This is a genomic window from Actinomadura litoris (assembly GCF_009733595.1).
In the GTDB taxonomy this organism is placed as follows: Bacteria; Actinomycetota; Actinomycetes; order Streptosporangiales; family Streptosporangiaceae; genus Spirillospora; species Spirillospora litoris.
Map to the genome: position 1 here is coordinate 38,087 of NZ_WOFH01000002.1, position 21,724 is coordinate 59,810.

20 protein-coding genes are annotated in these 21,724 nt (G+C 71.1%); 12 read left to right on the forward strand and 8 right to left on the reverse strand.

Annotated elements, in window-relative coordinates:
• Window positions 1–43 precede the first annotated feature (43 nt).
• Window positions 44–2,512: a leucine--tRNA ligase gene (gene leuS / locus GNZ18_RS04655; protein WP_312874301.1), complete on the forward strand. Its 2,469-nt coding sequence runs from the start codon at window positions 44–46 to the stop codon at window positions 2,510–2,512.
• Window positions 2,513–2,659: 147 nt separating this feature from the next.
• Here the strand turns inward: leuS and lexA are convergent, their stop codons facing one another.
• Window positions 2,660–3,358 carry a transcriptional repressor LexA gene (gene lexA, locus GNZ18_RS04660; RefSeq protein ID WP_156214888.1) on the reverse strand — a complete coding sequence of 233 codons (699 nt, stop codon included), beginning with the start codon at window positions 3,356–3,358 and terminating at the stop codon, window positions 2,660–2,662.
• A 176-nt stretch (window positions 3,359–3,534) separates the two neighbouring features.
• On the opposite strand from lexA, the gene GNZ18_RS04665 reads away from it, so the two are divergent.
• The 6 genes from GNZ18_RS04665 (at window position 3,535) to GNZ18_RS04690 (ending at window position 10,063) form a co-directional block, all read left to right on the forward strand.
• A complete protein-coding gene (locus GNZ18_RS04665) occupies window positions 3,535–3,864 on the forward strand; it encodes a LysM peptidoglycan-binding domain-containing protein (RefSeq protein ID WP_156214889.1) in 330 nt (109 codons plus the stop codon).
• Window positions 3,865–4,222: 358 nt separating this feature from the next.
• Entirely contained in the window at window positions 4,223–4,696 is a 474-nt protein-coding gene (gene nrdR, locus GNZ18_RS04670) for a transcriptional regulator NrdR (RefSeq protein WP_214618644.1), read from the forward strand.
• Between the two features lie 123 nt (window positions 4,697–4,819).
• The gene (locus tag GNZ18_RS04675) at window positions 4,820–7,621 is read left to right on the forward strand and encodes a vitamin B12-dependent ribonucleotide reductase (protein WP_156214890.1); all 2,802 of its coding nucleotides are present in this window, start codon (window positions 4,820–4,822) and stop codon (window positions 7,619–7,621) included.
• A gap of 189 nt (window positions 7,622–7,810) precedes the next feature.
• Window positions 7,811–8,542, forward strand: a complete 732-nt coding sequence (locus GNZ18_RS04680) for an Imm10 family immunity protein (protein WP_156214891.1) — start codon at window positions 7,811–7,813, stop codon at window positions 8,540–8,542.
• A gap of 412 nt (window positions 8,543–8,954) precedes the next feature.
• Window positions 8,955–9,581 carry a GntR family transcriptional regulator gene (locus GNZ18_RS04685; protein ID WP_156214892.1) on the forward strand — a complete coding sequence of 209 codons (627 nt, stop codon included), beginning with the start codon at window positions 8,955–8,957 and terminating at the stop codon, window positions 9,579–9,581.
• Between the two features lie 134 nt (window positions 9,582–9,715).
• Window positions 9,716–10,063 (forward strand): OsmC family protein, encoded by a 348-nt coding sequence (locus tag GNZ18_RS04690; protein WP_246249448.1) that lies wholly within the window; start codon window positions 9,716–9,718, stop codon window positions 10,061–10,063.
• Between the two features lie 126 nt (window positions 10,064–10,189).
• Here GNZ18_RS04690 and GNZ18_RS04695 read toward each other — a convergent pair whose 3' ends face one another.
• Window positions 10,190–10,876 carry an SDR family NAD(P)-dependent oxidoreductase gene (locus GNZ18_RS04695; protein ID WP_216651169.1) on the reverse strand — a complete coding sequence of 229 codons (687 nt, stop codon included), beginning with the start codon at window positions 10,874–10,876 and terminating at the stop codon, window positions 10,190–10,192.
• Window positions 10,877–10,966: 90 nt separating this feature from the next.
• Between GNZ18_RS04695 and GNZ18_RS04700 the strand changes: the two genes are divergently transcribed.
• Window positions 10,967–11,566: a TetR/AcrR family transcriptional regulator gene (locus GNZ18_RS04700; RefSeq protein ID WP_156214895.1), complete on the forward strand. Its 600-nt coding sequence runs from the start codon at window positions 10,967–10,969 to the stop codon at window positions 11,564–11,566.
• Between the two features lie 589 nt (window positions 11,567–12,155).
• Here the strand turns inward: GNZ18_RS04700 and GNZ18_RS04705 are convergent.
• Window positions 12,156–12,710: an ATP-binding protein gene (locus GNZ18_RS04705; protein ID WP_156214896.1), complete on the reverse strand. Its 555-nt coding sequence runs from the start codon at window positions 12,708–12,710 to the stop codon at window positions 12,156–12,158.
• Between the two features lie 287 nt (window positions 12,711–12,997).
• Between GNZ18_RS04705 and lplAB the strand changes: the two genes are divergently transcribed.
• Window positions 12,998–14,047, forward strand: coding sequence for a lipoate-protein ligase LplAB (gene lplAB / locus GNZ18_RS04710; RefSeq protein WP_156214897.1), 1,050 nt, complete (start codon window positions 12,998–13,000; stop codon window positions 14,045–14,047).
• On the opposite strand, the gene GNZ18_RS04715 is transcribed toward lplAB, so the two are convergent.
• Complete coding sequence (locus tag GNZ18_RS04715; RefSeq protein ID WP_156214898.1) at window positions 14,013–15,143, reverse strand: Gfo/Idh/MocA family protein; 1,131 nt, start codon at window positions 15,141–15,143, stop codon at window positions 14,013–14,015. The genes lplAB and GNZ18_RS04715 overlap by 35 nt on opposite strands.
• 125 nt (window positions 15,144–15,268) lie before the next feature.
• Here GNZ18_RS04715 and GNZ18_RS04720 point away from each other — a divergent pair, with 125 nt between their 5' ends.
• The 3 genes from GNZ18_RS04720 (at window position 15,269) to GNZ18_RS04730 (ending at window position 18,327) form a co-directional block, all read left to right on the forward strand.
• Window positions 15,269–15,919, forward strand: coding sequence for a TetR/AcrR family transcriptional regulator (locus tag GNZ18_RS04720; protein ID WP_156214899.1), 651 nt, complete (start codon window positions 15,269–15,271; stop codon window positions 15,917–15,919).
• A gap of 133 nt (window positions 15,920–16,052) precedes the next feature.
• Window positions 16,053–17,573 (forward strand): TerD family protein, encoded by a 1,521-nt coding sequence (locus tag GNZ18_RS41810; protein WP_246249449.1) that lies wholly within the window; start codon window positions 16,053–16,055, stop codon window positions 17,571–17,573.
• Window positions 17,574–17,664: 91 nt separating this feature from the next.
• Window positions 17,665–18,327: a nitroreductase family protein gene (locus GNZ18_RS04730; RefSeq protein WP_156214900.1), complete on the forward strand. Its 663-nt coding sequence runs from the start codon at window positions 17,665–17,667 to the stop codon at window positions 18,325–18,327.
• A 15-nt stretch (window positions 18,328–18,342) separates the two neighbouring features.
• Here GNZ18_RS04730 and GNZ18_RS04735 read toward each other — a convergent pair whose 3' ends face one another.
• The 4 genes from GNZ18_RS04735 to GNZ18_RS04750 form a co-directional block, all read right to left on the reverse strand.
• The gene (locus tag GNZ18_RS04735; RefSeq protein ID WP_156214901.1) at window positions 18,343–18,975 is read right to left on the reverse strand and encodes an HhH-GDP family DNA glycosylase; all 633 of its coding nucleotides are present in this window, start codon (window positions 18,973–18,975) and stop codon (window positions 18,343–18,345) included.
• A gap of 89 nt (window positions 18,976–19,064) precedes the next feature.
• Window positions 19,065–19,820, reverse strand: coding sequence for a ribonuclease HII (gene rnhB / locus GNZ18_RS04740; protein ID WP_246249468.1), 756 nt, complete (start codon window positions 19,818–19,820; stop codon window positions 19,065–19,067).
• 76 nt (window positions 19,821–19,896) lie between these two features.
• Complete coding sequence (locus GNZ18_RS04745; RefSeq protein ID WP_312874302.1) at window positions 19,897–20,502, reverse strand: response regulator transcription factor; 606 nt, start codon at window positions 20,500–20,502, stop codon at window positions 19,897–19,899.
• A gap of 64 nt (window positions 20,503–20,566) precedes the next feature.
• On the reverse strand, window positions 20,567–21,682 hold the full coding sequence (locus GNZ18_RS04750; RefSeq protein ID WP_156214903.1) for a sensor histidine kinase: 1,116 nt from the start codon (window positions 21,680–21,682) through the stop codon (window positions 20,567–20,569).
• Window positions 21,683–21,724: the final 42 nt, after the last annotated feature.

The following is a 21,724-nucleotide window of genomic DNA, read 5'->3' on the forward strand; positions in this document are numbered from 1 at the left end:
GCGGTCTGGGGACCCAGTTGATCAGGATGCGGAGTCTGGAAGCGTGAGCAGCGACGAGCACTACGACCCACGGGCGGTTCAGGACAAGTGGCAGGCCCGCTGGGCGGAGCTCGACCCGTTCGAGGCCGTGGAGACCGGCGAGGGCCCCGAGCGCCGCTACGCGCTGGACATGTTCCCCTACCCCAGTGGTGACCTGCACATGGGGCACGCCGAGGCGTTCGCGATCGGGGACGTCGTCGCCCGCTACTGGTTCCAGCGCGGCTTCAACGTCCTGCACCCCATCGGCTGGGACTCCTTCGGCCTGCCCGCCGAGAACGCCGCGATCAAGCGCGACTCCCACCCCGCCGAGTGGACCTACGCCAACATCGAGACGCAGGCGGCCTCCTTCCAGCGGTACGCGCCCTCCTTCGACTGGACGCGGCGGCTGCACACCTCCGACCCCGAGTACTACAAGTGGACGCAGTGGCTGTTCCTGCGCTTCTACGACCGGGGCCTGGCCTACCGCAAGGGCGGCCACGTCAACTGGTGCCCGAAGGACCAGACCGTCCTGGCCAACGAGCAGGTCGTCGGCGGGCACTGCGAGCGCTGCGGCACGCTGGTCGAGAAGCGCGTGCTGACCCAGTGGTACTTCAAGATCACCGACTACGCCGACCGGCTGCTGGCGGACATGGAGCAGCTGGAGGGGAGCTGGCCCGAGCGCGTCCTGCTGATGCAGCGCAACTGGATCGGCCGCTCCACCGGCGCCGACGTCGACTTCGTCATCGAGGGGCGCGACGAGCCGGTCACCGTCTACACCACCCGGCCCGACACCCTGTACGGCGCGACGTTCATGGTCGTCGCCGCCGACGCGCCGCTGGCCGAGGAGGTCTGCGCGCCCGCGCAGCGCGCCGCGTTCGAGGCCTACCGCGAGGAGGTCTCCCGCGAGAGCGAGATCGAGCGGCTGTCCACCGAGCGCGAGAAGACCGGCGTGTTCCTGGGCCGCTACGCGGTCAACCCGGTGAACGGCGAGCGGCTGCCGGTCTGGGCCTCGGACTACGTGCTGGCCGAGTACGGACACGGCGCGATCATGGCCGTGCCCGCGCACGACCAGCGCGACCTGGACTTCGCGCTGAAGTTCGGGCTGCCGGTCCGCGTGGTGGTCGAGACCGGCCAGGCCGACCCCGCCGAGACCGGAGTCGCCACCCCCGGCGACGGCGCGATCATCAACTCCGGCCCGATCGACGGGCTGGACAAGGCCGAGGGCATCGCCAAGATCATCGAGATCCTGGACGAGCGCGGCACCGGGCGCGCCTCGGTGAACTTCCGGCTGCGCGACTGGCTGGTGTCGCGGCAGCGGTTCTGGGGCTGCCCGATCCCGATCGTCCACTGCGAGGCGTGCGGCGAGGTCCCCGTCCCGGACGACCAGCTGCCGGTGCGGCTGCCCGAGGGCCTGCGCGGCGCCGACCTGGCGCCCAAGGGCACCTCGCCGCTGGCCGCCGCGTCCGACTGGGTGAACGTCGAGTGCCCCAAGTGCGGCGGCGCCGCCCGACGCGACACCGACACCATGGACACCTTCGTCGACTCGTCCTGGTACTACTTCCGCTACTGCTCGCCCGGCTACGAGGACGGCCCGTTCGACGTCGAGCGGGTCCGGCGGTGGATGCCGGTCGACCAGTACACCGGCGGCGTCGAGCACGCCATCCTGCACCTGCTGTACAGCCGGTTCTTCACCAAGGTCCTGTACGACATGGGCATGGTCGACTTCACCGAGCCGTTCCGGCGGCTGCTGAACCAGGGCCAGGTGATCCTGAACGGCAGCGGGATGTCGAAGTCCACCGGCAACCTGGTCGACCTGGGCGAGCAGATCGGCGAGTTCGGCGTGGACGTCGTCCGGCTGGCGATGCTGTTCTCCGGCCCGCCCGAGGACGACATCGACTGGGCCGACGTGTCCCCGCACGGCATGTCCAAGTTCCTGGCCCGCGTCCACCGGATCGCCACCGAGGTCTCCTCGGCGCCCGGCGCGGACGCCGCGTCGGGTGACATCGCCCTGCGCCGCGCCACCGCCCGCGCCGTGGACGAGGCCACCAAGCTGGTCGAGACGCAGCGCTTCAACGTCGCGATCGCGCGGATCATGGAGCTGGTCACCGCGACCCGCAAGGCCATCGACTCCGGCCCCGGCGCCGCCGACCCGGCCGTGCGGGAGGCCGCCGAGGCGATCGCCGTGGTGCTGTCGCTGTTCGCCCCCTACACCGCCGAGGAGGCGTGGGAGCTGCTGGGCGGCACCGCGCCCCTGATCCGCGCGGGCTGGCCGTCCGCCGACCCGGCGCTGCTGGTCGAGGAGTCGGTGACGTGCGTCGTCCAGGTCGCGGGCAAGGTCCGCGACCGCCTGGAGATCCCCCCGGCCATCGCCGACGAGGAGCTGGAGCGGCTGGCGCTGGCCTCCCCGAAGGTCCAGGAGGCCCTGGCCGGCGCCGACATCGCCAAGATCATCGTCCGCGCCCCCAAGATCGTCAACATCGTCCCCAAGCGCTGACCCCGCACGCTCCGGTACCCCGGCAGGCTCGTCCTGCCGGGGTCTTCGGCGTGTGCCGGCCACGCGTGCGCCGTGGAGCGCGGAACAGGCCGAAGGCGGTCACCCCGGTGGGGGAGACCGCCTTCGGTAGGCCCGTTCGGGGGCGCGTCACATCTTGCGCAGGACCGCCACGACCCGTCCGAGGACGGACGCCTCGTCGCCGGGGATCGGCTCGTAGGCGGAGTTCTGCGGCATCAGCCAGATGTGGCCGTCCTTGCGCTTGAACGTCTTCACCGTCGCCTCGCCGTCGATCATGGCGGCGACGACGTCGCCCTGCTCGGCGACCGGCTGCTGCCGGACGACGACCCAGTCACCGTCCGCGATCGCGGCCTCGATCATCGAGTCCCCGGTGACCTTCAGCAGGAAGTGCGTGCCCTCGCCCACGAGCTGCTTCGGCAGTGTGAACACGTCCTCGACGGCCTCTTCGGCCAGGATCGGCCCACCGGCGGCGATGCGGCCCACCAGCGGCACGTAGGCGGGCGCTGGCTGCGTCGAGGTCGGCTGGCCGCCCAGCCCCTCGTAGGTGTCGGGCTCGGTCCGCACCGGCGTCGTGCCCGGGACCCGCACCTCGACCGCGCGCGGCCGGTTGGGGTCGCGCCGCAGGAAGCCCTTGCGCTGGAGCGCCCGGAGCTGGTGCGACACGCTGGAGGTGCTGGTCAGGCCCACCGCCTCGCCGATCTCGCGCATCGAGGGCGGGTAGCCCCGGCGCTGGACCGAGTCGCGGATCACCTCCAGCACCATGCGCTGCCGCTGGGTCAGGCCCGTCTCGTCCATGGGCCCGTCGGGCAGCTCCCGGACCTTGCTCATCGCTCGTCGCCTCCCGGGCGCCTCGATCCGTCACTCCTTGTCATGGAACGCTATCGCGTCCAGCGCCGATGATCAAACAATTGTTCGAAGATGAGGGTCGCGTTTTCCCGGTGTCCTGCGGTAGAACATCGTACAGGCGTTCGATCGAAAATGCATTCGACGCTGGGAGGGGAGAGATGTCCGGTTCACCCCATGAACATGTCCCGATCCGGCTGACGCGCCGGGGCCGCGTGGTCGTGGTGACCGGCGCCGCCCTCCTCACCCTGCCCGCGCTCTGGCTCGCCCGGGGCCCCGGGGCCCTGGCGGGCGGGCATGAGGGCGGCGGGCCCTCCGGTCCGGGCGAGACGGTCGTCGTGGAGCCCGGAGAGACCCTCTGGGAGATCGCCACGGCCGCCGAGCCCCGCTCCGACCCGCGCATCGTCGTCCAGCGCATCATCGACCTCAACGGCCTCGGTGGCGACCCCACCGTCCAGCCGGGGCAGCGCATACGCCTCCCCGCGCGCTGACGCGCCCGCGGGGGGAGGCGTACGCGCCGTCTCCCGGGGGCTCCTTCCGCCGCCCGGTACGTCCCTGGCGGTCATCCACGGGCCGGATGTGGCGTTCAGCCGTGATCGTCCTGGTCAGGGGCGCGATGCGGGCCCGCCGCGCGACACGCCCGGACCAAGATCCATCTGCTTCGCCGTGACCTGGGCGGACGTGGCGGATGTGACACGGGTCAACGTCCGGGGCGGCTGACCGAGGTTGCGTACGCCTGCGCGTCCCCGTACGGTTGACCACAACATCTAGTAGTCACACCGATGTACTTCACCTATATATGGCATCGTTCAGAGGTGTGACGCGTTTTCGTCAGGGGAGGAACCAGACGTGCATTGCCCGTTCTGCCGCAACCCTGACACCAAAGTGATCGACAGCCGGTCCACCGATGACGGGGGCGCCATTCGGCGCCGCCGGGCGTGCTCGGAATGCGGCAAGCGATTCACGACGCAGGAGAATGTGCTCGTCATGGTGGCCAAGCGCAGCGGGGTCACCGAGCCGTTCTCCCGGGAAAAGATCATCGCCGGGGTGCGCAGGGCCTGCCAGGGCCGCCCGGTCGACGAGGATGCGCTCGCGAAGCTGGGGCAGCGGGTCGAAGAGGCGATCAGATCGTCGGGATCCGCGGAAATCCCCTCGCACGAGGTCGGTCTCGCGATCCTGGGGCCGCTCAGCGAACTCGACGAGGTCGCCTATCTGCGATTCGCCTCGGTCTACCGGAGCTTCGAGTCGCTGGACGACTTCGCGAAAGAGATCGAATCACTGCGCAGGTCAGGCTCCTCGGGGGAGTCCGGTCCGCCCCGATAGGGGCGGGCCCGGCAGTACACAGCAGCACACACGTGAAAGCGCCACCGCGCCGGGCATGCCCCGCGCGGCGGCGGAGTTGTTCCTGAACAGGGCCCCGGCGGGTGGCCCGAGAGGGGGAAGGTCATGACGGAGACGGTGAGCGGCTCGGCGGCACGGCGCGGCAAGGGGGGCCGCAAAGGGCTGAAGGTCGAGCGCATTTTCACCACGCCCGGCGTGCATCCGTACGACGAGATGCGCTGGGAGCGTCGTGACGTCGTCATGACCAACTGGCGTGACGGCTCGGTGAACTTCGAGCAGCGCGGGGTGGAGTTCCCCGACTTCTGGTCCCTGAACGCCGTCAACATCGTCACGTCCAAGTACTTCCGCGGCGCGGTCGGGACGCCGCAACGCGAGTGGAGCCTCAAGCAGCTCGTCGACCGGGTCGTCCGGATGTACACCGAGACGGGACTGCGAGAGGGCTATTTCGCCTCTGAAGAGGACGCGGAGATCTTCGACCATGAACTGAAGTACGCGCTGGTCCACCAGCTGTTCAGCTTCAACTCCCCGGTCTGGTTCAACGTCGGCACCAAGTCCCCGCAGCAGGTCTCGGCGTGTTTCATCCTCTCGGTGGACGACACGATGGAGTCGATCCTCGACTGGTACAAGGAAGAGGGCGTCATCTTCAAGGGCGGCTCCGGCGCCGGCCTGAACCTCTCGCGCATCCGCTCCAGCAAGGAACTGCTGTCCTCGGGCGGCACCGCGAGCGGACCGGTGTCGTTCATGCGCGGCGCCGACGCGTCCGCCGGGACGATCAAGTCGGGCGGCGCCACCCGCCGGGCCGCGAAGATGGTCGTCCTGGACGTGGACCACCCCGACGTCGCCGAGTTCATCGAGACCAAGGCGCGCGAGGAGGACAAGATCCGCGCGCTGCGGGACGCCGGGTTCGACATGGACCTCGGCGGCAAGGACATCGGCAGCGTCCAGTACCAGAACGCCAACAACTCCGTCCGCGTCTCCGACGAGTTCATGCACGCCGTCGAGGCCGACGGCGACTTCGGGCTGCGCGCCCGGATGACCGGCGAGGTCGTCGAGACCGTCAAGGCCAAGGAGCTGTTCCGGCTCATGGCCAAGGCCGCGTGGGAGTGCGCCGACCCCGGCATCCAGTACGACGACACGATCAACGCCTGGCACACCAACCCCGAGACCGGCCGGATCACCGCGTCCAACCCGTGCTCGGAGTACATGAGCCTGGACAACTCCTCCTGCAACCTCGCCAGCATCAACCTGCTGAAGTTCCTCACCGACTCCGGGACGTTCGACGTCGCGCGGTTCGTCAAGCTCACCGAGCTGATCATCACCGCGATGGACGTCTCGATCACCTTCGCCGACTTCCCCACCGAGAAGATCGCCGAGACGACCCGCGACTACCGGCAGCTCGGCATCGGCTACGCCAACCTCGGCGCCCTCCTGATGGCGAGCGGCCACGCCTACGACTCCGAGGGCGGACGCTCGCTCGCCGCCGCGATCACCTCGCTGATGACGGGCGTCGCCTACCGCCGCTCCGCCGAGATCTCCGCCGTCGTCGGCCCGTACGCGGGCTACGCCCGCAACGCCGAGGGCCACAAGCGGGTCATGCGCAAGCACGCCGCCGCCAACGACGAGATCCGCACCCTCGACACCGTCGACAAGGCCGTCCACGCCGCCGCCACCAAGCAGTGGCAGGAGTGCCTGAAGCTCGGCGAGAAGCACGGCTACCGCAACGCCCAGGCGTCCCTGCTCGCGCCGACCGGCACCATCGGGCTGATGATGGACTGCGACACCACCGGCATCGAGCCCGACCTCGCGCTGGTGAAGTTCAAGAAGCTCGTCGGCGGCGGCTCCATGCAGATCGTCAACCAGACCGTGCCGCGCGCCCTCGACACGCTCGGCTACCAGCAGGAGCAGATCGAGGCGATCGTCGAGTTCATCGGCGAGCACGGCCACGTCGTGGACGCCCCCGGCCTGCGCCCCGAGCACTACGAGGTGTTCGACTGCGCGATGGGCGAGCGCGCGATCAGTCCGATGGGGCACGTCCGGATGATGGCGGCCACCCAGCCGTTCCTGTCCGGCGCGATCTCCAAGACCGTCAACATGCCCGAGCAGGCCACCATCGAGGACATCGAGAAGGTGTACTTCGAGGGCTGGAAGCTCGGCCTGAAGGCCCTGGCGATCTACCGCGACAACTGCAAGGTGGGCCAGCCCCTCTCGGCGGCGGGCAAGAAGGAGGAGCCGAAGGCCGAGGCGCCGGTGGAGACCCGCCCCGTCCGCAGGCGGCTGCCCAAGCAGCGCCCCGCCACCGTCACCCGCTTCTCCGTCGCGGGCGCCGAGGGTTACATGACCGCCTCGTCCTACCCCGACGACGGCCTCGGCGAGGTCTTCCTCAAGCTCGGCAAGCAGGGCTCCACCCTCGCCGGCGTGATGGACGCCTTCTCCATGGCGATCTCCATCAGCCTCCAGTACGGCGTCCCGCTGGAGACCTGGGTGGAGAAGTTCACCAACATGCGGTTCGAGCCCGCCGGCATGACCGACGACCCCGACATCCGCATGGCCACCTCGGTGATGGACTACATCTTCCGCCGCCTCGCCCTCGACCACCTGCCCTACGACGAGCGCGCCGCCCTCGGCATCTTCACCGCCGACGAGCGCGCCATGCAGGCCAACGGCGAGGACCCGGGCGCCCAGCCCGCCGAGGACGAGGTCGACCACGAGACCCTCGCCCAGTCGGCGGAGATCAGCAGGCCGGCCCCGGCCCCGTCCCGCGAGGCGCACTCCTCGATGGAGGTCATCGAGAGCCGCCAGGGCCGCACCGCCGACGCGCCGCTCTGCCTCACCTGCGGCACCAAGATGCGCCCCGCAGGCAGCTGCTACGTCTGCGAAGGCTGCGGCTCCACCAGCGGCTGCAGCTGAGCGGTGCTCCTGACGCCCCGGTCCTAGCCTGACGGCGAGGCCCATGCTTGGACGGGCGTATCAGGCACAGTCCAGGAGGGGGCGGCGAGGCACTTTGCTTCGCCGCCCCCTCCCGGCGCGGATGACCCGAACAATCGAACAGAGTCAACGACGTCGCACGCGCCGCGAGGTCGGGGGAGAGCGCCGGCCATGGCCTCGGACGAGTACTACATCGTCAGCGCCGTCAAGATCCGGTTCGAGGACGGCGCCGCGGTCTGCGCGGCCGCCCGCTCCGAACTCGCTCGGCTCAAGGAACGGCACGGGGACGACACCGAGCTCCAGCGGTTCTTCACCGCCCCACCAGAATCCCCTGCCTCCGCCATGCTCTGGCTCGCCAGCCCGACGCGGCTGAAGTACCTCTACCCCGGCCTCGATGTCCAGGCGGAAAGCCAGTTCTTCGCCAGAGCGGACGTTCTCAAGCCCATTCCTCCTGCTCACGACCCGCTTGACGCGTTCTGGGACCAGGCGCGGAGGCAGCTTGATCCACCAGCGCCGCCCTCAGACACCCCTACGATGCGCTTCGTCGGCACCTCCGAAGACTCCGACACCTTCACCGTCGGGCTCGCCGAGCAGCCCGATGGCGGTGGCCAGTGCCTGCTCTTCATGGGCCCGCTCGCAGATGATCCGGACGCCGAGACCTACTGCCTTTCCACCGAATCCGCAGCCACCCGCTATGGAGGAGTACGTGAGTGCGTCCTGGAGGACGACCTCCTGCGGATCAAGCTGTCCAGGGCTGCGGCACGAGAACTCGGCATCGGTCCAGAACTCGCCATCACGCTTGAGTTCGCCGAGGCGACCGCTCTCGAAGAACTACGGGACGGACTGCGCCGGGTACTCGCCTCAGGCCCCCGGCGCAACCGTCCCAAGCGGCTGGAACTCTAGGCAGTAGCGCGGCCGGCGCCCTGCCTCCGGTGGGCCTAGAGACCGGCCCTCGCGCGGGGCCGCCCCACGATCTCGCCTGCGAGTTCGACGGCCGAGCGCCGGACCGCCGGGTTCGTGCGCTGGGGTAAGGGCGGCCAGGGCCGGCAACGCCGCGACGCCCGCCACGCATGTGCTCCCCTGGTGCCAGGAGTGTCCATAGCCCGTCCCAGGCGTCCTTGGCTCCGGTCTCCGCCGCGTCGAGGCGAACTGGGCTGCCGTGTGCGGGCCCGTGGACACCTAGCGAACACGCCCAATCGATCACCTCCGAGTTAGCACGACCGGGACGGTCGGTCGGCCGGGAGAGTCTGTGGCGCCTTTGTATGCAATGTATGCTTTGTATGCAATGTATGCTTTGTATGCAATGGAGGTGGGCATGCAGGTCGACACGGTCTACCGGAGACTGCGGGGGCTGATCGTCGCGGGTGAGTACTCGCCCGGCGAGCGGCTCACGGAGGTGGCGGTGAGCGAGGCGCTCGCCGTGAGCCGGACGCCCGTCCGGGAGGCGCTGCGGCGTTTGGAGAGCGACGGCCTGGTCCTCGGCGCCGGACGCGGCGTCGTCGTGGAGGTCATGACGCCGGAGAGCCTGGACCACGCCTACGAGGTGCGGGCGGCGCTGGAGGCGCTCACCGCCGAGCTGGCCGCGGACCGGCGGCGGGCCGGGCGGATCGCCCCGGCCGCGCTGGCCGACCTGGAGCGGGACGCGGCGCACCTGGAAGAGGTGACCGCCGCGGGGGAGCTGGATCGCGCGATCGAGTTGAACCGCCGGTTCCATCGGGGGATCGCCGAGCTGGCGGGCAACCCGATCGCGCTGGAGAGCCTCGAACGGCTGTGGGATCGGATCATCGTCTCCACGCGGGCGTCGCTCGTGCGTCCGGAACGTCCGGAGACGGTCTCGGGTGAGCACCGGGAACTGCTGGGGGCGATCGCCGACGGCGACCGTGTCCGGGCGGGACGGATCGCCGGTGACCATGCACGTGCCACCAGGGCGACCCTGGAATAGCTGAGAAGGGCTGCGGGATGTCGAAGACCCACCACTACGAAGTGTCCGTGACCTGGACCGGAAACACCGGTGCGGGAACGAGCTCCTACCGCGCTTTCGAGCGAGCCCACGAGGTCGAAGTCGAAGGAAAGCCGTTGATCCCGGGGAGTTCCGACCCTGCTTTTCGGGGTGACCCGGCGCGGTGGAACCCCGAGGAACTGCTCGTCGCGTCGCTGTCGCAGTGCCACATGCTGTGGTTCCTGCATTTGTGCGCAATGGAGAAGGTCGTGGTCACCTCCTATGTCGACAAGCCCTACGGGACCATGGCCGAGACCCCGGACGGTGGGGGGCGGTTCGAGGAGGTCGTCCTGCGTCCCCGCGTGGGCTTGGCGGACTCCGAGAAGGCCGACCAGGTCGGCAGGCTGCACGGACGTGCCCACGAATTGTGCTTCATCGCGAACTCGGTGAACTTTCCCGTCCGGCATGAGCCGGTCGTCGAGTAGGCGCTCCGCTTGTAACGATGGTTGATGGGGTGCGCGCTCGCGGCGTCGGGACGATTCGGCGCGGCGACGGTGTCCGGCTTGCTGAGATCCGCGGCATCGCGTTGGACTCCTGTTGCGGCTTCGGGTTCACCACGGGACGGTCTCGCCGTGCCGGTCCAGGAATTGCAGGCCCGGGGCGCCCGCCTGCGCTTCGAGGACGTCGACCACGGCCGGGATGCTCTCCTGTGGAATGAGCGGCGCGTCGAACCCGCCGAGCCGGGTCTGGTTGTGGCCGGGGTCGATGAGCAGCTTGGTGTGGCCGTCGTCAGCATGGCGGGTGGCGTAACTGCGCATCAGTTGGTTGAGCGCGGTCTTGCTGGCCTTGTACAGCTCGTATCCGTCCTCGGTGTTCCGCGAGATGCTGCCCTGCTCGGAGGACATGACCGCGACGGTCCCGGCGGGGGCGACGAGGTCGCGGAGGGCTTCGAGCGTGCGCAGCGGGCTCAGCGCGTTGGTGACCATCACCTCGGTGAACATCTCGGTCGGCACCTCGTTGATCGGCAGGTCGCCCCGGTCGATCGCGGCGTTGACGAAGAGCAGGTCCAGCCGGTGGCCGTCCAGGCGATCGCGCAGAGCGGTCACCTGCTCGGCGCTCGTCATCTCCAGCGACTCGACTTCGAGCATTCCGTTCCAGGCGTCGGCGCGGTCTTGCAGCTCGCCGCCGAGCCGGCGCGTCGTGGCGATGACCCGCCAGCCGCGCCGCGCGAGTTCGTCGGCGAGGATGAGTCCAAGGCCCTGGGAGGCTCCGATGATGAGGGCTTGACGGTCGGACACGGGTCGCTCCTTCATGGTGGGAGTCCTTAGAGTAGACGCGACGTTGCGTCTAAACAAATCGGTGAAGCGGCTGGCGGTATGGTGTCTCGCATGCCCGCCACGAGCTCTCAGCCCCGCCGGCCGCGCTCCGGGAGCCGTCGCGACGAGGCCGCGCGCCTGGCCGTGCTCCACGCCGCGGACGATCTGCTCGTCGAGCGCGGCTTCGGCGCCCTGACCATCGAGGCGATCGCCCGCCGCGCCGGTGTCGCCAAGCAGACGATCTACCGCTGGTGGCCCTCGAAGGTCGAGATCCTCCTCGACACGCTCATCGAGGACAGCGAGAAGCGCATCCCGGTCCCGGCCGAGCCGCCCACGCTGGAGAGCGTCCGCGGCTACCTGCGCGGCTTCGCGCGCTTCCTCACCCGCGACCCCGCCGGCAAGGTTCTGCTCGCGCTCATCGCCCAGGCGCAGCACGACCCCGACACGGCCAAGAGCTTCCACGCGCGCTACTTCGGGCCGCGCCGCGGCCACGAACGCGACATGATCGCGCGGGGGATCGACGCGGGGGAGTTCGCGCCGAGACTCGGCCCCGACGCCACGATGGACGCGCTCGTCGGCCCGATCGTGCACCGCGCGCTGACCGGTTCGAGCATCCCGCGCGACCTGGTGGACACCCTCGTCGAGGACCTGCTCACGCCCCGCTCAGACTGAACCCCAGCCCCGCCACCCCAAGGCCCACAAGCCGCTCGCCCCCCCAAGCACACTCCCCACCCCGCGTTCCCTGGTCCCCGTTCCCTGGTCCGCGGCCCCCGGCCTCCGTCCCCGGCCTCCGTCCCCGGCCTCCGTCCCCGGCCTCCGTCCCCGGCCTCCGTCCCCGGCCTCCGTCCCCGGTCCGCGTTCCCCGGCCCGATACCGGGCGCTGGTCGCCAGTCCGCGTTCCCGGTCCGTGGTCTCGGTCCGTGGTCTCGGTCCGTGGTCTCGGTCCGTGGTCTCGGTTCGTGGTCTCGGTCCGATCTCGGGTGCCGGTTTCAGTTAGCCAGGTGGTTTTCGTTCCTTTCAGGTCGGTCTTGGCGCCGGACGCTTGGCGCGCGCGGTGGCGGGGGTGCCTTCGCTCCTATCAGGTCGTTCTCGACGCGCGCGTGAGACTGGCAAGGCATCCGCTGGCTCGTTGTCTTTGCTCCTGGCAGGTCGCTCTCGCTGGCAGCATCCTCGGAAGCAAGCGGCTGTGCACCTGCCGCTTTGATCAGGTGGCGCCGCGCCGGGCGGTCCTGTCAACGTCGGCGTTGCGCTGGTCGCGTGGCTACGTGTCGCGGGGGTGGTCGGGGGCGAGCCAGTCGGTCGCGGACGTCACCTCCCGTGCGATGTCCGTCACCGGTCGCCCGTCGGTCGCCACGCGGACGGTCTGGGCGGAGACCTGGCGGTCCAGGAGCCGCGCCTTGCGGATGCCGCCCCGCAGTTCCTGCTCCAGCTCCGAGCCGATCTCCCGGCCCAGCAGGCGCTCGCGGGCCGTGTCGTCGGACGCGGTCAGCAGCACTCGTATGATCCGAGCACCGGGCCCGAGGGCGCGCTGGAACATGGGTGTCGTCTCGGGAAGGACGCTGAGGGTGTTGGTGTAGATCAGGCGGCGGTAGCCGCGCTCGGCGAAGTTCGCCCAGACCGCGGCCAGGTTGCTCTCGGTGATCTTCGCGCGATCGGGGTCTCCGTCCGGTGCCGGGTGCACCTTCCCCATGAAGTCGCCCTCGACGATCGCGTGGGGGACGGCCGCGGCGCGCAGCAGGGCCGAGACCTCCCATCCCACCGTCGTCTTGCCGACACCCGCCCGGCCTCCGATGAGCAGTACCTCCGCATGATCCATCAGGGCAGCGTGGCAGTCGGGGAGCGGCGCGCGCGAGCCGATTTCGGTCTGGGCGCTGATCGCCGGCTCGCCGGCCCGGCCAGGAGTGGGAGGGGTGTTCGGCCGGCCTGGCGGGTGCTGGGAGTTGGGGTGGTGTCGGGTGTGAGCCCTTGTTTTCGGGGTGTAGGGGGGCGTGTCGGTGTTCAGGGCCGGTCGAGGGGCCGTTTCGGGGGGGCGAGGGAACCGGGGGCGGTGCTGGGCGGGGGGGGCGGAGTCGGTGGGGGAGTGGCGGGGTTTGAGGTGGTGTGATGCACGGTGAATACAAGGTGCCCGGCGGCAAGCTCGTGGTCGTCGATGTGGATGTCGTGGACGGGTTGCTGCGCGGCCCGCGGGTGAGCGGGGACTTCTTCCTTGAGCCGGACGAGGCGCTGGAGGCCGTCAACGCCGTTCTGGAGGGATTGCCCGCCGGGTTGGAGGCCAAGGAGATCGGCGCGCGGGTCCAGGGTGGGCTGCCCCCGGGGACGGTGATGCTGGGGATCACCGCCGAGGCCGTGGGGATCGCGGTCCGGCGGGCGGTCTCGCGGGCGTCGGACTGGCGCGACCACGAGTGGCGGCTGATCCATAACGAGCCGCAGGAGCCCGCGCTGCACATGGCGCTCGACCAGGTGCTCGCCGAGGAGGTCGGGGCCGGGCGCAGGCCGCCCACGCTGAGGGTGTGGGAGTGGGCGTCGCCGGCGGTGGTCATCGGGAGCTTCCAGTCGCTGCGCAACGAGGTCGACGGGGAGGCCGCGGAGCGGCACGGGGTGGAGGTCGTCCGCCGGATCAGCGGCGGAGGAGCGATGTTCATCGAGCCGGGCAACACGATCACCTATTCGCTGTACGCGCCGGAGACGCTGGTGGCGGGCATGTCGTTCGCCGAGAGCTATGCCTTCCTCGACGACTGGGTCTTGGGCGCCCTCGGTGAGATGGGGGTGCGGGCCTGGTACCAGCCGCTGAACGACATCACCTCGGATCAGGGCAAGATCGCTGGGGCGGCGCAGAAGCGGCTGGCCTCGGGGTCGGTGCTGCACCACGTGACGATGGCCTACGACATCGACGCCGGGAAGATGCTGCAGGTGCTGCGGATCGGCCGGGAGAAGCTGTCGGACAAGGGCATCGCGAGCGCGAAGAAGCGGGTCGACCCGCTGCGGCGGCAGACCGGGCTGCCCCGGGAGGAGATCATCGACCGGATGATCGGGCACTTCCGGGGCCGCTACGGGCTGCTGGACGACCGGCTCAGCGAGGACGAGCTGCGGCTGGCCGACAAGTACGTCGCCGACAAGTTCACCGCGCCGGAGTGGATCGGGCGGGTGCCGTGACCGCTCTCCGCGTGCCGGTCTCGGCCGACTCGCGGACGGCGTCGAGCAGGCGGTGCATGCGTATGCCCTGGTGGAAGTCGGGTGTGTGGGCGGTTCCGGTGCGGATGTCGTCGGCGAGCCTGGCGTAGAACTGGGCCACGTTGACGATCTCCACGTCGCGGGCGGCCTCGGGCGCCCACAGGTAGCGGTCGGGGATCGGGAGGCGGGAGCCTCGGCCGTGCACGGCCAGCTCGCCGATCTGGACGCCCTGGGCGGCGGCCGGGCCGCTGGACAGCACCGCCAGGTCGCCGTCGGTGCCCGCGATCTCGATGCGGGTGCGGGCGTCGCTGACCTTGCCGTCGTGCACGTGGACGACGGCCGTCGCGCCGCCGGCGAGGGCGGCGGTGACGGCGATCTGGTCGGGGGTGGTCGCCGTGACCGGCTCGCCGGTGCCCTGGACGGTGTACCCGGTGCGCTGGACCGCCAGCGAGGAGGAGAGCTCGGAGATCTCGCCCGCCAGGAACTCCAGGGCGTCGAGGGTGTGGCCGGCGCCCACCTCAAGGGTTCCCGCGGCGTTGACGGCGTCGAAGGTGTAAGCCCACCACGGCGGGACCTGGCCGGCGGCGCCCTTGCCGCGTGCCGAGTAGACGTTGACTGAGGTCACCCGTCCGACATAACCGTCGGCCACGAGGTCGCGCGCGTAGCGGACCGCGGGGGAGAAGCGCGCCTGGAGCCCCACCGCGTGCCGGACCCCGACGTCCTCCGCCAGCCGCGCGAGCTCCTCGGCCTCGGCGGTGGTGCGGGCCAGCGGCCACTCGCAGTACACGTGCTTGCCCGCCTCCAGCGCCGCCCGGACGAGTTCGTCGTGCGCGGGGACCTTCACGGTGACGATGACCAGGTCGACCTCGGGGTGCGCCGCCAGTTCCCGCGCGTCGGTGAACGCGTGCGGGACGTCGAACCGGCGGGCGGCCTCCCGCGCGCTGTCGCTGCGGCTGGTGCCGACGGCGGTGATCTCGTAGCCGGGCAGGGCGCGCAGCGCGGGGATGTGCGCCCGTGCCGCCCACCCCCGGTCGGGGCTCGCGCCGATGATGCCCACGCGGATGTTCTGGCTGGTCATTCGAGGTCCCCCCTGGCGATCTAAACGGACAGTTCTGGTCCGCTTTCGTCGACGGTAGCCCAAGCGGACTCCGCTTGTCCACTTAAAACGGAGTGTAAGTGTCCGCTTATCGGTAGAATGGGGCCATGACCTCGACTTCCAGCGCCGTCGACCGGCTGCTCGACGACGGCTCGGGCCGCCGGCCGCGCGCCGACGCCCGGCGCAACGTGGAGCGGCTCGTCCGGGCGGCCCGGGAGGCGGCCGCCGAGGTCGGCGGCGAGGTCACCGCGCACGAGATCGCCCGCCGCGCCGGGGTCGGCGTGGGGACGTTCTACCGCCGGGTGAGCACCCTGGAACTGCTGCTCGAAGCGGTTCTCGCCGAGATGGTGGAAGAGATCGTCGCCAGGGGCGACGAGGGCCTCGCCGACCCCGATCCCTGGGCGGGCTTCGCCGGGTTCGCCGGGGACTACATCCGCCTCCGCAACGAGCTGTGCGACATCAACGAGGCGGCCGGCGGATCCCTCGACCACGCCCGCTCCGAACTGCGCGACCGCATCCGCCTGCTGGTCGAGCGGGCGCAGGGCGCCGGGGCCATGCGCGCCGACGTCACCTGGAAGGACGTCGCCTTCCTGCTGGTGTCGGTCTCCACGACGGCGCACACGCTGGGCCTCCGCGCGGGCCACCGGCAGTGGGACCGCAACCTCCAGGTCGTGCTGGACGGGCTCCGCTCGCCTGAGCCCGCGCCGCTCCCAGGCGCTCCTCCCGAGGACGCGAACGCGACCGCCAAGCGCGTATAGACGGGCGCGCGGGGGCGGCGGCCCAGGTGGGCGGAACTCCGCGGCGGTGTCGTCCGTCCTCCCCTCGTGGCAGGTCGCGGGGCCGAGCGACTGCCTCTAGGTTGGTCACGTCGGCTGATGATGAGGAGCGTTCATGTCCATGCAGAAGGGCGCCAACACCGCGGTGCCGGTTCCCTCGGTCCGGGTCGAGCTCGGCTGGCAGGGTGGCCCGGGCGTGCCGGACGCGGACGCGTCCGCGCTCCTGCTCGCGGGCACGGGACGGGTGCGCTCGGACGACGACTTCGTCTTCTACAACCAGCCCGCGCACGGTTCGGGCGCCGTCCGGCATGAGGGCAAGCGGCAGGGCCCGACCGTCCTGGACGTCCTGTCGGTCGAGCTCGCGCGGGTGGAACCCGACATCGAGAAGATCGTGATCGCGGCCTCCTCGGACGGCGGCACCTTCGGCCAGTTCCAGGGCCTGTACGTGCGCGTGGTGGACGCGGCGGCCGGCACGGAGGTCGCCCGGTTCGACAGCGAGGGCGCGACCACGGAGACCGCCTTCGTCCTCGGCGAGCTCTACCGGCGCCAGGGGGCGTGGAAGTTCCGCGCCATCGGCCAGGGGTACGACTCGGGTCTCGGGGGGCTGGCGACCGACTTCGGCATCTCGGTCGACGAGCCGGGGCAGGAGGCCGTGCCGCCTCCGGCGGCTCCGGCGCAGCCGACCCCTCCGCAGCAGCCGTCGCCCCCTCAGCCGCAGACGCCGCCGCCTCCGCCGGGCGGCCAGTACATGCCGCCTCCTCCTCCGGGGCAGGGCCAGTACGCGCCTCCGCCGCCCCCGCCCGGCGGCCAGTACAGCCCGCCTCCGCCCGGGCAGTTCGCCCCGCCCCCTCCCGGCCAGTACTCGCCGCCTCCCCCCGGGCAGTACGCGCCCCCTCCTCCGGAGCAGTACGCGCCGCCCCAGCCCGGGCAGTACGCGCCGCCGCCACCCGCGCCCGCGTACGGCCAGCAGCCGCAGGCCGCGCCGCCGCAGCCGCAGCCGCAGGGCGGCAAGATCTCCCTCACCAAGAACTCGCCGTCGGTCTCGCTCACCAAGCACGGCGCGACCTCCGGGCACATGCGCGTCAACCTGAACTGGACCGCGCGGGAGGGCGTCGCCAAGGGACGGCTGGGCAAGCGCCGCCGCGGCGTCGACCTCGACCTGGACCTGTGCTGCCTGTGGGAGCTGACGGACGGCCGGAAGGGCATCATCCACGCGCTCGGCGACATGGGCGCGCTCGACCGCCCGCCGTTCATCAAGCTCGACAAGGACGACCGCACGGGCGCGGTGGAGTCGGGGGAGAACCTCACCATCAACCTCGACTTCACCACGAAGTTCAAGCGGATCCTGGTGTTCGCCGAGATCTACGACGGCGCGGACGACTTCCGCGGTCTGGACGCGGTGGCCACGCTGTATCCGGTGGGGTCGCCTCCCATCGAGATGCAGATGAACGACTGCACCGACGCCTCGCGTGACGCGGTGCTCGCGCTCATCGAGAACGTGGGCGGCGAGCTGGTCGTGCGGCGTGAGGGCCGCTACGTCCTGCCGCCCCCGGGGCGTCCGCGCTGGGGGAAGATGACGGTCGACCAGGCATACGGCTGGAACCTCGACTGGGTCGCCTCGCGCGGCAAGGACTGAGGGTTCGCCCCGCCCGTGCCGCGGCGGCCGCGGAACGTTGGCTGGTCTTGCCTGTTGTCCGGGGCCGGAGGCGCGCGGTAGGAACTGTCCCATGAGCACTCAGTGGCAGTACCCGGTCGTGCCGGCGCCCCATTTCGACGTGCCGGGCGAGCAGGCGGTCCAGCGGGCGCAGGCGTTCGCGGACTCGATGACGTTGCGCCGCACCGTGCGCGACTTCTCCCGCCGCCCGGTGCCGCCGGACGTCATCGACCACGCGATCCGGGCGGCGGCGACCGCGCCGAGCGGCGCGAACCTGCAGCCGTGGCGGTTCGTGGTGGTGACCGACCCCGAACGCAAGAGGCGCCTGCGGGAGGCCGCCGAGCAGGAGGAGCGCGAGTTCTACGAGCGGCGGGCCTCGCAGGAGTGGCTGGAGGCCCTGGCGCCGCTGGGCACCGACTGGCGCAAGCCGTTCCTGGAGGACGCGCCCGCGGTCATCATCGTCTTCGAGGTGCACAAGGGCCCGGAGACGCCGCGTCCCTACTACGTGAAGGAGTCCGTGGGGATCGCCGTGGGGTTCCTCCTGGCGGGGCTCCACCAGGCGGGCCTGGCAACGCTGACCCACACGCCCAGCCCCATGCGCTTCCTGAACGAGGTCTGCGACCGGCCGCAGGAGGAGCGCGCATACGTCGTCATCCCCGTCGGCTATCCGGCGGACGACGCGATGGTCCCCGACATCACCCGGAAGCCGATCGACGAGGTCATCGTCCGGCTGTGACGCCGCCCAGGGGCGTCAGGAGGAGGTGACCGAGTCGGCCAGCCTCTTGTCGCGGGACACCCGGACCAGCGCGGCCGTGAGGTGCGCCAGGTCCTTGGCCGGCACCTGCGCGGCGAGCTTGTCCGGGGCGCTGGGCAGGCCGACCCGTTCGGCGCCCTTCCTGACCTGGGAGTCGACGTAGGGGCGGAGCCACGGCCACATGGCCTGGGCCTCCCGGCAGAAGATGTCGACGCCGGTGGGGCCGATGCCGGGGAACTCCCGAAGGAGTTCGGCGGCCTTTCCCGGGTCGTGGTCCGCCTCGGCGGCGAGCCTGCGCAGATCGCCCCGGTACTTGTCCTGGACCATCCGCGCGACCTCGCCGAGGCGGGTCGCGGTGCTCTCGTCGTAGCGGACGTAGTGGCCCCGGCCCAGCGCGTCGACCCGCTGCTGCCAGGTCAGCCCGCTCATGCCGCGCGGCGTCCCGCCGCCCGCGTCGAACAGCTCCCGCGCGGCGGCCATGGCGACCCCCGAGGAGATGCGTGCGCTCAGCAGGTCGGCGAGGACCAGCAGCTTGAACAGCGCGGCGGGCTGGTCCTTCAGCGGGACGCCGACCTCCTCGGCGAACGTCGTGCCGGACTCCCGCAGCAACTTCCTGGTGACGGTGTTCATGGCGTGTACCTCCCGTTGGCGCCGCCCTACCCGGCCAGGCGGAGGTGACTCATGGACGGCCGAGAACGACGTCACAAGGCGCCGGCGCCTTAAAGGAGGCTGAGTTGGCCTTCCCCCGCAAGCGGGTCGCGGTGCTTCTTCAGGTGGCGCCAGCGCGGTAGGTCGTCCAGGTAGGACCACGACATCCTGTGGTGCGGGGTGGGGCCGTACTCCTCCAACCCCTTCTGATGGACGGGGGACGGGTAGCCGGCGCTCTCCGCGAAGCCGTATCCGGGGAACTCCTCGTCCAGGACGGTCATGAGCCCGTCCCGGTGGACCTTCGCCAGGACGGAGGCGGCCGCGACCGTCACCGACCGCTGGTCGGCCTTGATCTCGCACCGCACGCGCCAGGGGCGGCGGAGGAAGTCGTGCTTGCCGTCCAGGATCACGATGTCGGGCGGGACGGGCAGCGCTTCCAGCGCGCGCACCGCCGCGCGGCGGAGGGCTTCCGTCATGCCGACCTCGTCGATCTCCTCCGGGCCGGACGCGCCCAAGGCGTGCGCGTCCAGCCACCCCGGGAGCAGTTCGGCGAACGACTCGCGGTGCGCCTCGGTGAGGAGCTTGGAGTCGGTGAGGCCGATGGTCCGCTCGCCCCGTCCCCGCAGGACGGGGGGCGGGCTCAGGTCGGTGACGGCGGCGCACACGACGACGGGCCCGGCCCAGGCGCCGCGGCCGACCTCGTCGACGCCGGCGATCCGGAGGGGGCGGCCCCCGTCCGCGAGCGCGGCCCGCAGCTCGTGCTCGATCTCGTATCCGGCGACGCGCGGCGTCCGCGGACGTGCGACGGGCGCGGCGGCGGAGGTCAGACCGGGCAGGGAACCGGTCGGGTCGGTCAAGGGGTCCCCCTCGGGAAGTGGACGCGCAGGCGGTCTCCAGGCGCGGTCATAGCCAACCATTGTGGCGGGCCGTGCCGACGGCCTCGATGCGGTTGCGCGCGTGCGTCTTCCCGATGGCGGCGGACAGGTAGTTGCGGACGGTGCTCTCCGACAGGTGCAGGCGCGCCGCGATGTCGGCCACGGTCGATCCGTCCGCGGCGGCGGTGAGGACGTCCCGCTCGCGCCCGGTCAGCGGGTTCGGCCCCACGGACAGGGCGGTCGTGGCCAGGACGGGGTCGACGACCTGCTCCCCGGCGAGTATCCGGCGCAGGGCCGCGACGAGGCCCTCGATGGGGCCGTCCTTGACGAGGAAACCGCTCACACCCGCTTCCATGGCACGGCGCAGATAGCCCGGACGCCCGAACGTGGTGACGATGAGGACCTTGCATGCGGGAAGCTCCCGGCGCAGGTCGGCGGCGACGTCCAGTCCGCTGCGGCCGGGCAGCTCGATGTCGAGCACCGCCGCGTCGGGCCGGGTCCGCAACGCCTCGGGCAGGGCGTCGGTGCCGTTCCCCACCTGCGCGACGACCTCGATGTCCTCTTCCAGGCCCAGCAGGAGGGCGAGCGCGCTCCGCATCATGCCCTGGTCCTCGGCGAGCAGAACTCTGATCACGTGCCACCTCCCGGCCCCATTCTCCCCGGCACGGTTATAGAGACGACGCGAAAAAGCGGCGTTCTCATAGGGACGGGGTCACAGGGACGGTGACGGCCAGCAGGAAACCGCCGCCCGGTGCCGGACCGGCCTCGACCGTGCCGTCCGCCACCGCCATCCGCTCGGTGAGCCCGCGTAGGCCGTGCCCGCCACGCACACCGTAGGCGCCGTACTCCGAACCGTTGACGTCAGGCACGGCACCACCCGGGCCCACGCCGTCGTCCTTCAGCTCAAGGACCACGCGCTCACCGTCGTTCCGGACGGAGATCTCGCAACGGCGGGCGCCGCTGTGCCGGATGACGTTGGTGACGCCCTCCCGCACCGCCCAGCCCAGCAGGGCGTCGGGCCCGGCCGGAAGGGGAGGGCCGTCGCGGAGCACGGTCGCGTCCACGCCCGCGTCGCACAGCGCCGTGCGGGCGGCGTCGAGTTCGTCCGCCAGGCCGCGCCCGCGATAGCCGCTGACCGCCTGGCGCACCTCACCCAGCGCCCGCCGCCCCACGGTCTCGATGTCGGTGGCCTGCTCGGCGGCGAGCACGGGATCGCGGTCCGCGACGAGCCGGATGGCCTGCGCCTTGACGACCATGAGCGAGAGCGTGTGCCCCAGCAGGTCGTGGAGGTCCCGGGAGAAGCGGAGCCGCTCCTGCGTCACGGCGGCCTCGGCTAGCTCCTCGCGCGCGTCGCGGAGCAGCGTGATGGCGCTGAAGAGCCGCAGGATGACGGCCGTCACCAACCCCGCCGTGATCGTCCCGTAGGAGTTGCCGAGGATGCTCGTGCCGTCCTCGCCGCCCACCCACCCGGCCAGGCCGCAGACGGCCGAGACGCCGCCGATGCCCAGCAGCATCGACGCCTCCGGGCCCCGCGCCTGCCTGGAGGCGTGGCCCACGACGACGCCGGTGGCGAGGCCCAACAGCGGGAAGAGCGAGTACCAGCCGCCCTTGAACCCGACCGCGACGACGGACGTGAGCCCCGTCTGGGCGACGACCAGGCTGATGGGGATCCGCATGGGCACACGACCGTCGAACGCGGTCAGGACGATGGCCACGTGCACGGCGGCCACCGCGGCGAGGGCGACGCACGCCAGCCACAGCGGTTCGGCGTGGCCGCCGGCCATGTCCCAGAGAGGCCACACAAGCAGGATCATCCAGAAAATGAACGTTCGCCTACCGGGGCCCTTCCGCTCCAC

Bases quoted from the DNA above. Each gene is read 5' to 3' on its own strand.
- lexA (WP_156214888.1), bottom strand. From the start codon at position 3,358: ATGAGCAAGGTCCGGGAGCTGCCCGACGGGCCCATGGACGAGACGGGC.
- GNZ18_RS04665 (WP_156214889.1), top strand. From the start codon at position 3,535: ATGTCCGGTTCACCCCATGAACATGTCCCGATCCGGCTGACGCGCCGG.
- GNZ18_RS04675 (WP_156214890.1), top strand. From the start codon at position 4,820: ATGACGGAGACGGTGAGCGGCTCGGCGGCACGGCGCGGCAAGGGGGGC.
- GNZ18_RS04680 (WP_156214891.1), top strand. From the start codon at position 7,811: ATGGCCTCGGACGAGTACTACATCGTCAGCGCCGTCAAGATCCGGTTC.
- GNZ18_RS04685 (WP_156214892.1), top strand. From the start codon at position 8,955: ATGCAGGTCGACACGGTCTACCGGAGACTGCGGGGGCTGATCGTCGCG.
- GNZ18_RS04700 (WP_156214895.1), top strand. From the start codon at position 10,967: ATGCCCGCCACGAGCTCTCAGCCCCGCCGGCCGCGCTCCGGGAGCCGT.
- GNZ18_RS04705 (WP_156214896.1), bottom strand. From the start codon at position 12,710: ATGGATCATGCGGAGGTACTGCTCATCGGAGGCCGGGCGGGTGTCGGC.
- lplAB (WP_156214897.1), top strand. From the start codon at position 12,998: ATGCACGGTGAATACAAGGTGCCCGGCGGCAAGCTCGTGGTCGTCGAT.
- GNZ18_RS04715 (WP_156214898.1), bottom strand. From the start codon at position 15,143: ATGACCAGCCAGAACATCCGCGTGGGCATCATCGGCGCGAGCCCCGAC.
- GNZ18_RS04720 (WP_156214899.1), top strand. From the start codon at position 15,269: ATGACCTCGACTTCCAGCGCCGTCGACCGGCTGCTCGACGACGGCTCG.
- GNZ18_RS41810 (WP_246249449.1), top strand. From the start codon at position 16,053: ATGTCCATGCAGAAGGGCGCCAACACCGCGGTGCCGGTTCCCTCGGTC.
- GNZ18_RS04730 (WP_156214900.1), top strand. From the start codon at position 17,665: ATGAGCACTCAGTGGCAGTACCCGGTCGTGCCGGCGCCCCATTTCGAC.
- GNZ18_RS04735 (WP_156214901.1), bottom strand. From the start codon at position 18,975: ATGAACACCGTCACCAGGAAGTTGCTGCGGGAGTCCGGCACGACGTTC.
- GNZ18_RS04750 (WP_156214903.1), bottom strand. From the start codon at position 21,682: ATGATCCTGCTTGTGTGGCCTCTCTGGGACATGGCCGGCGGCCACGCC.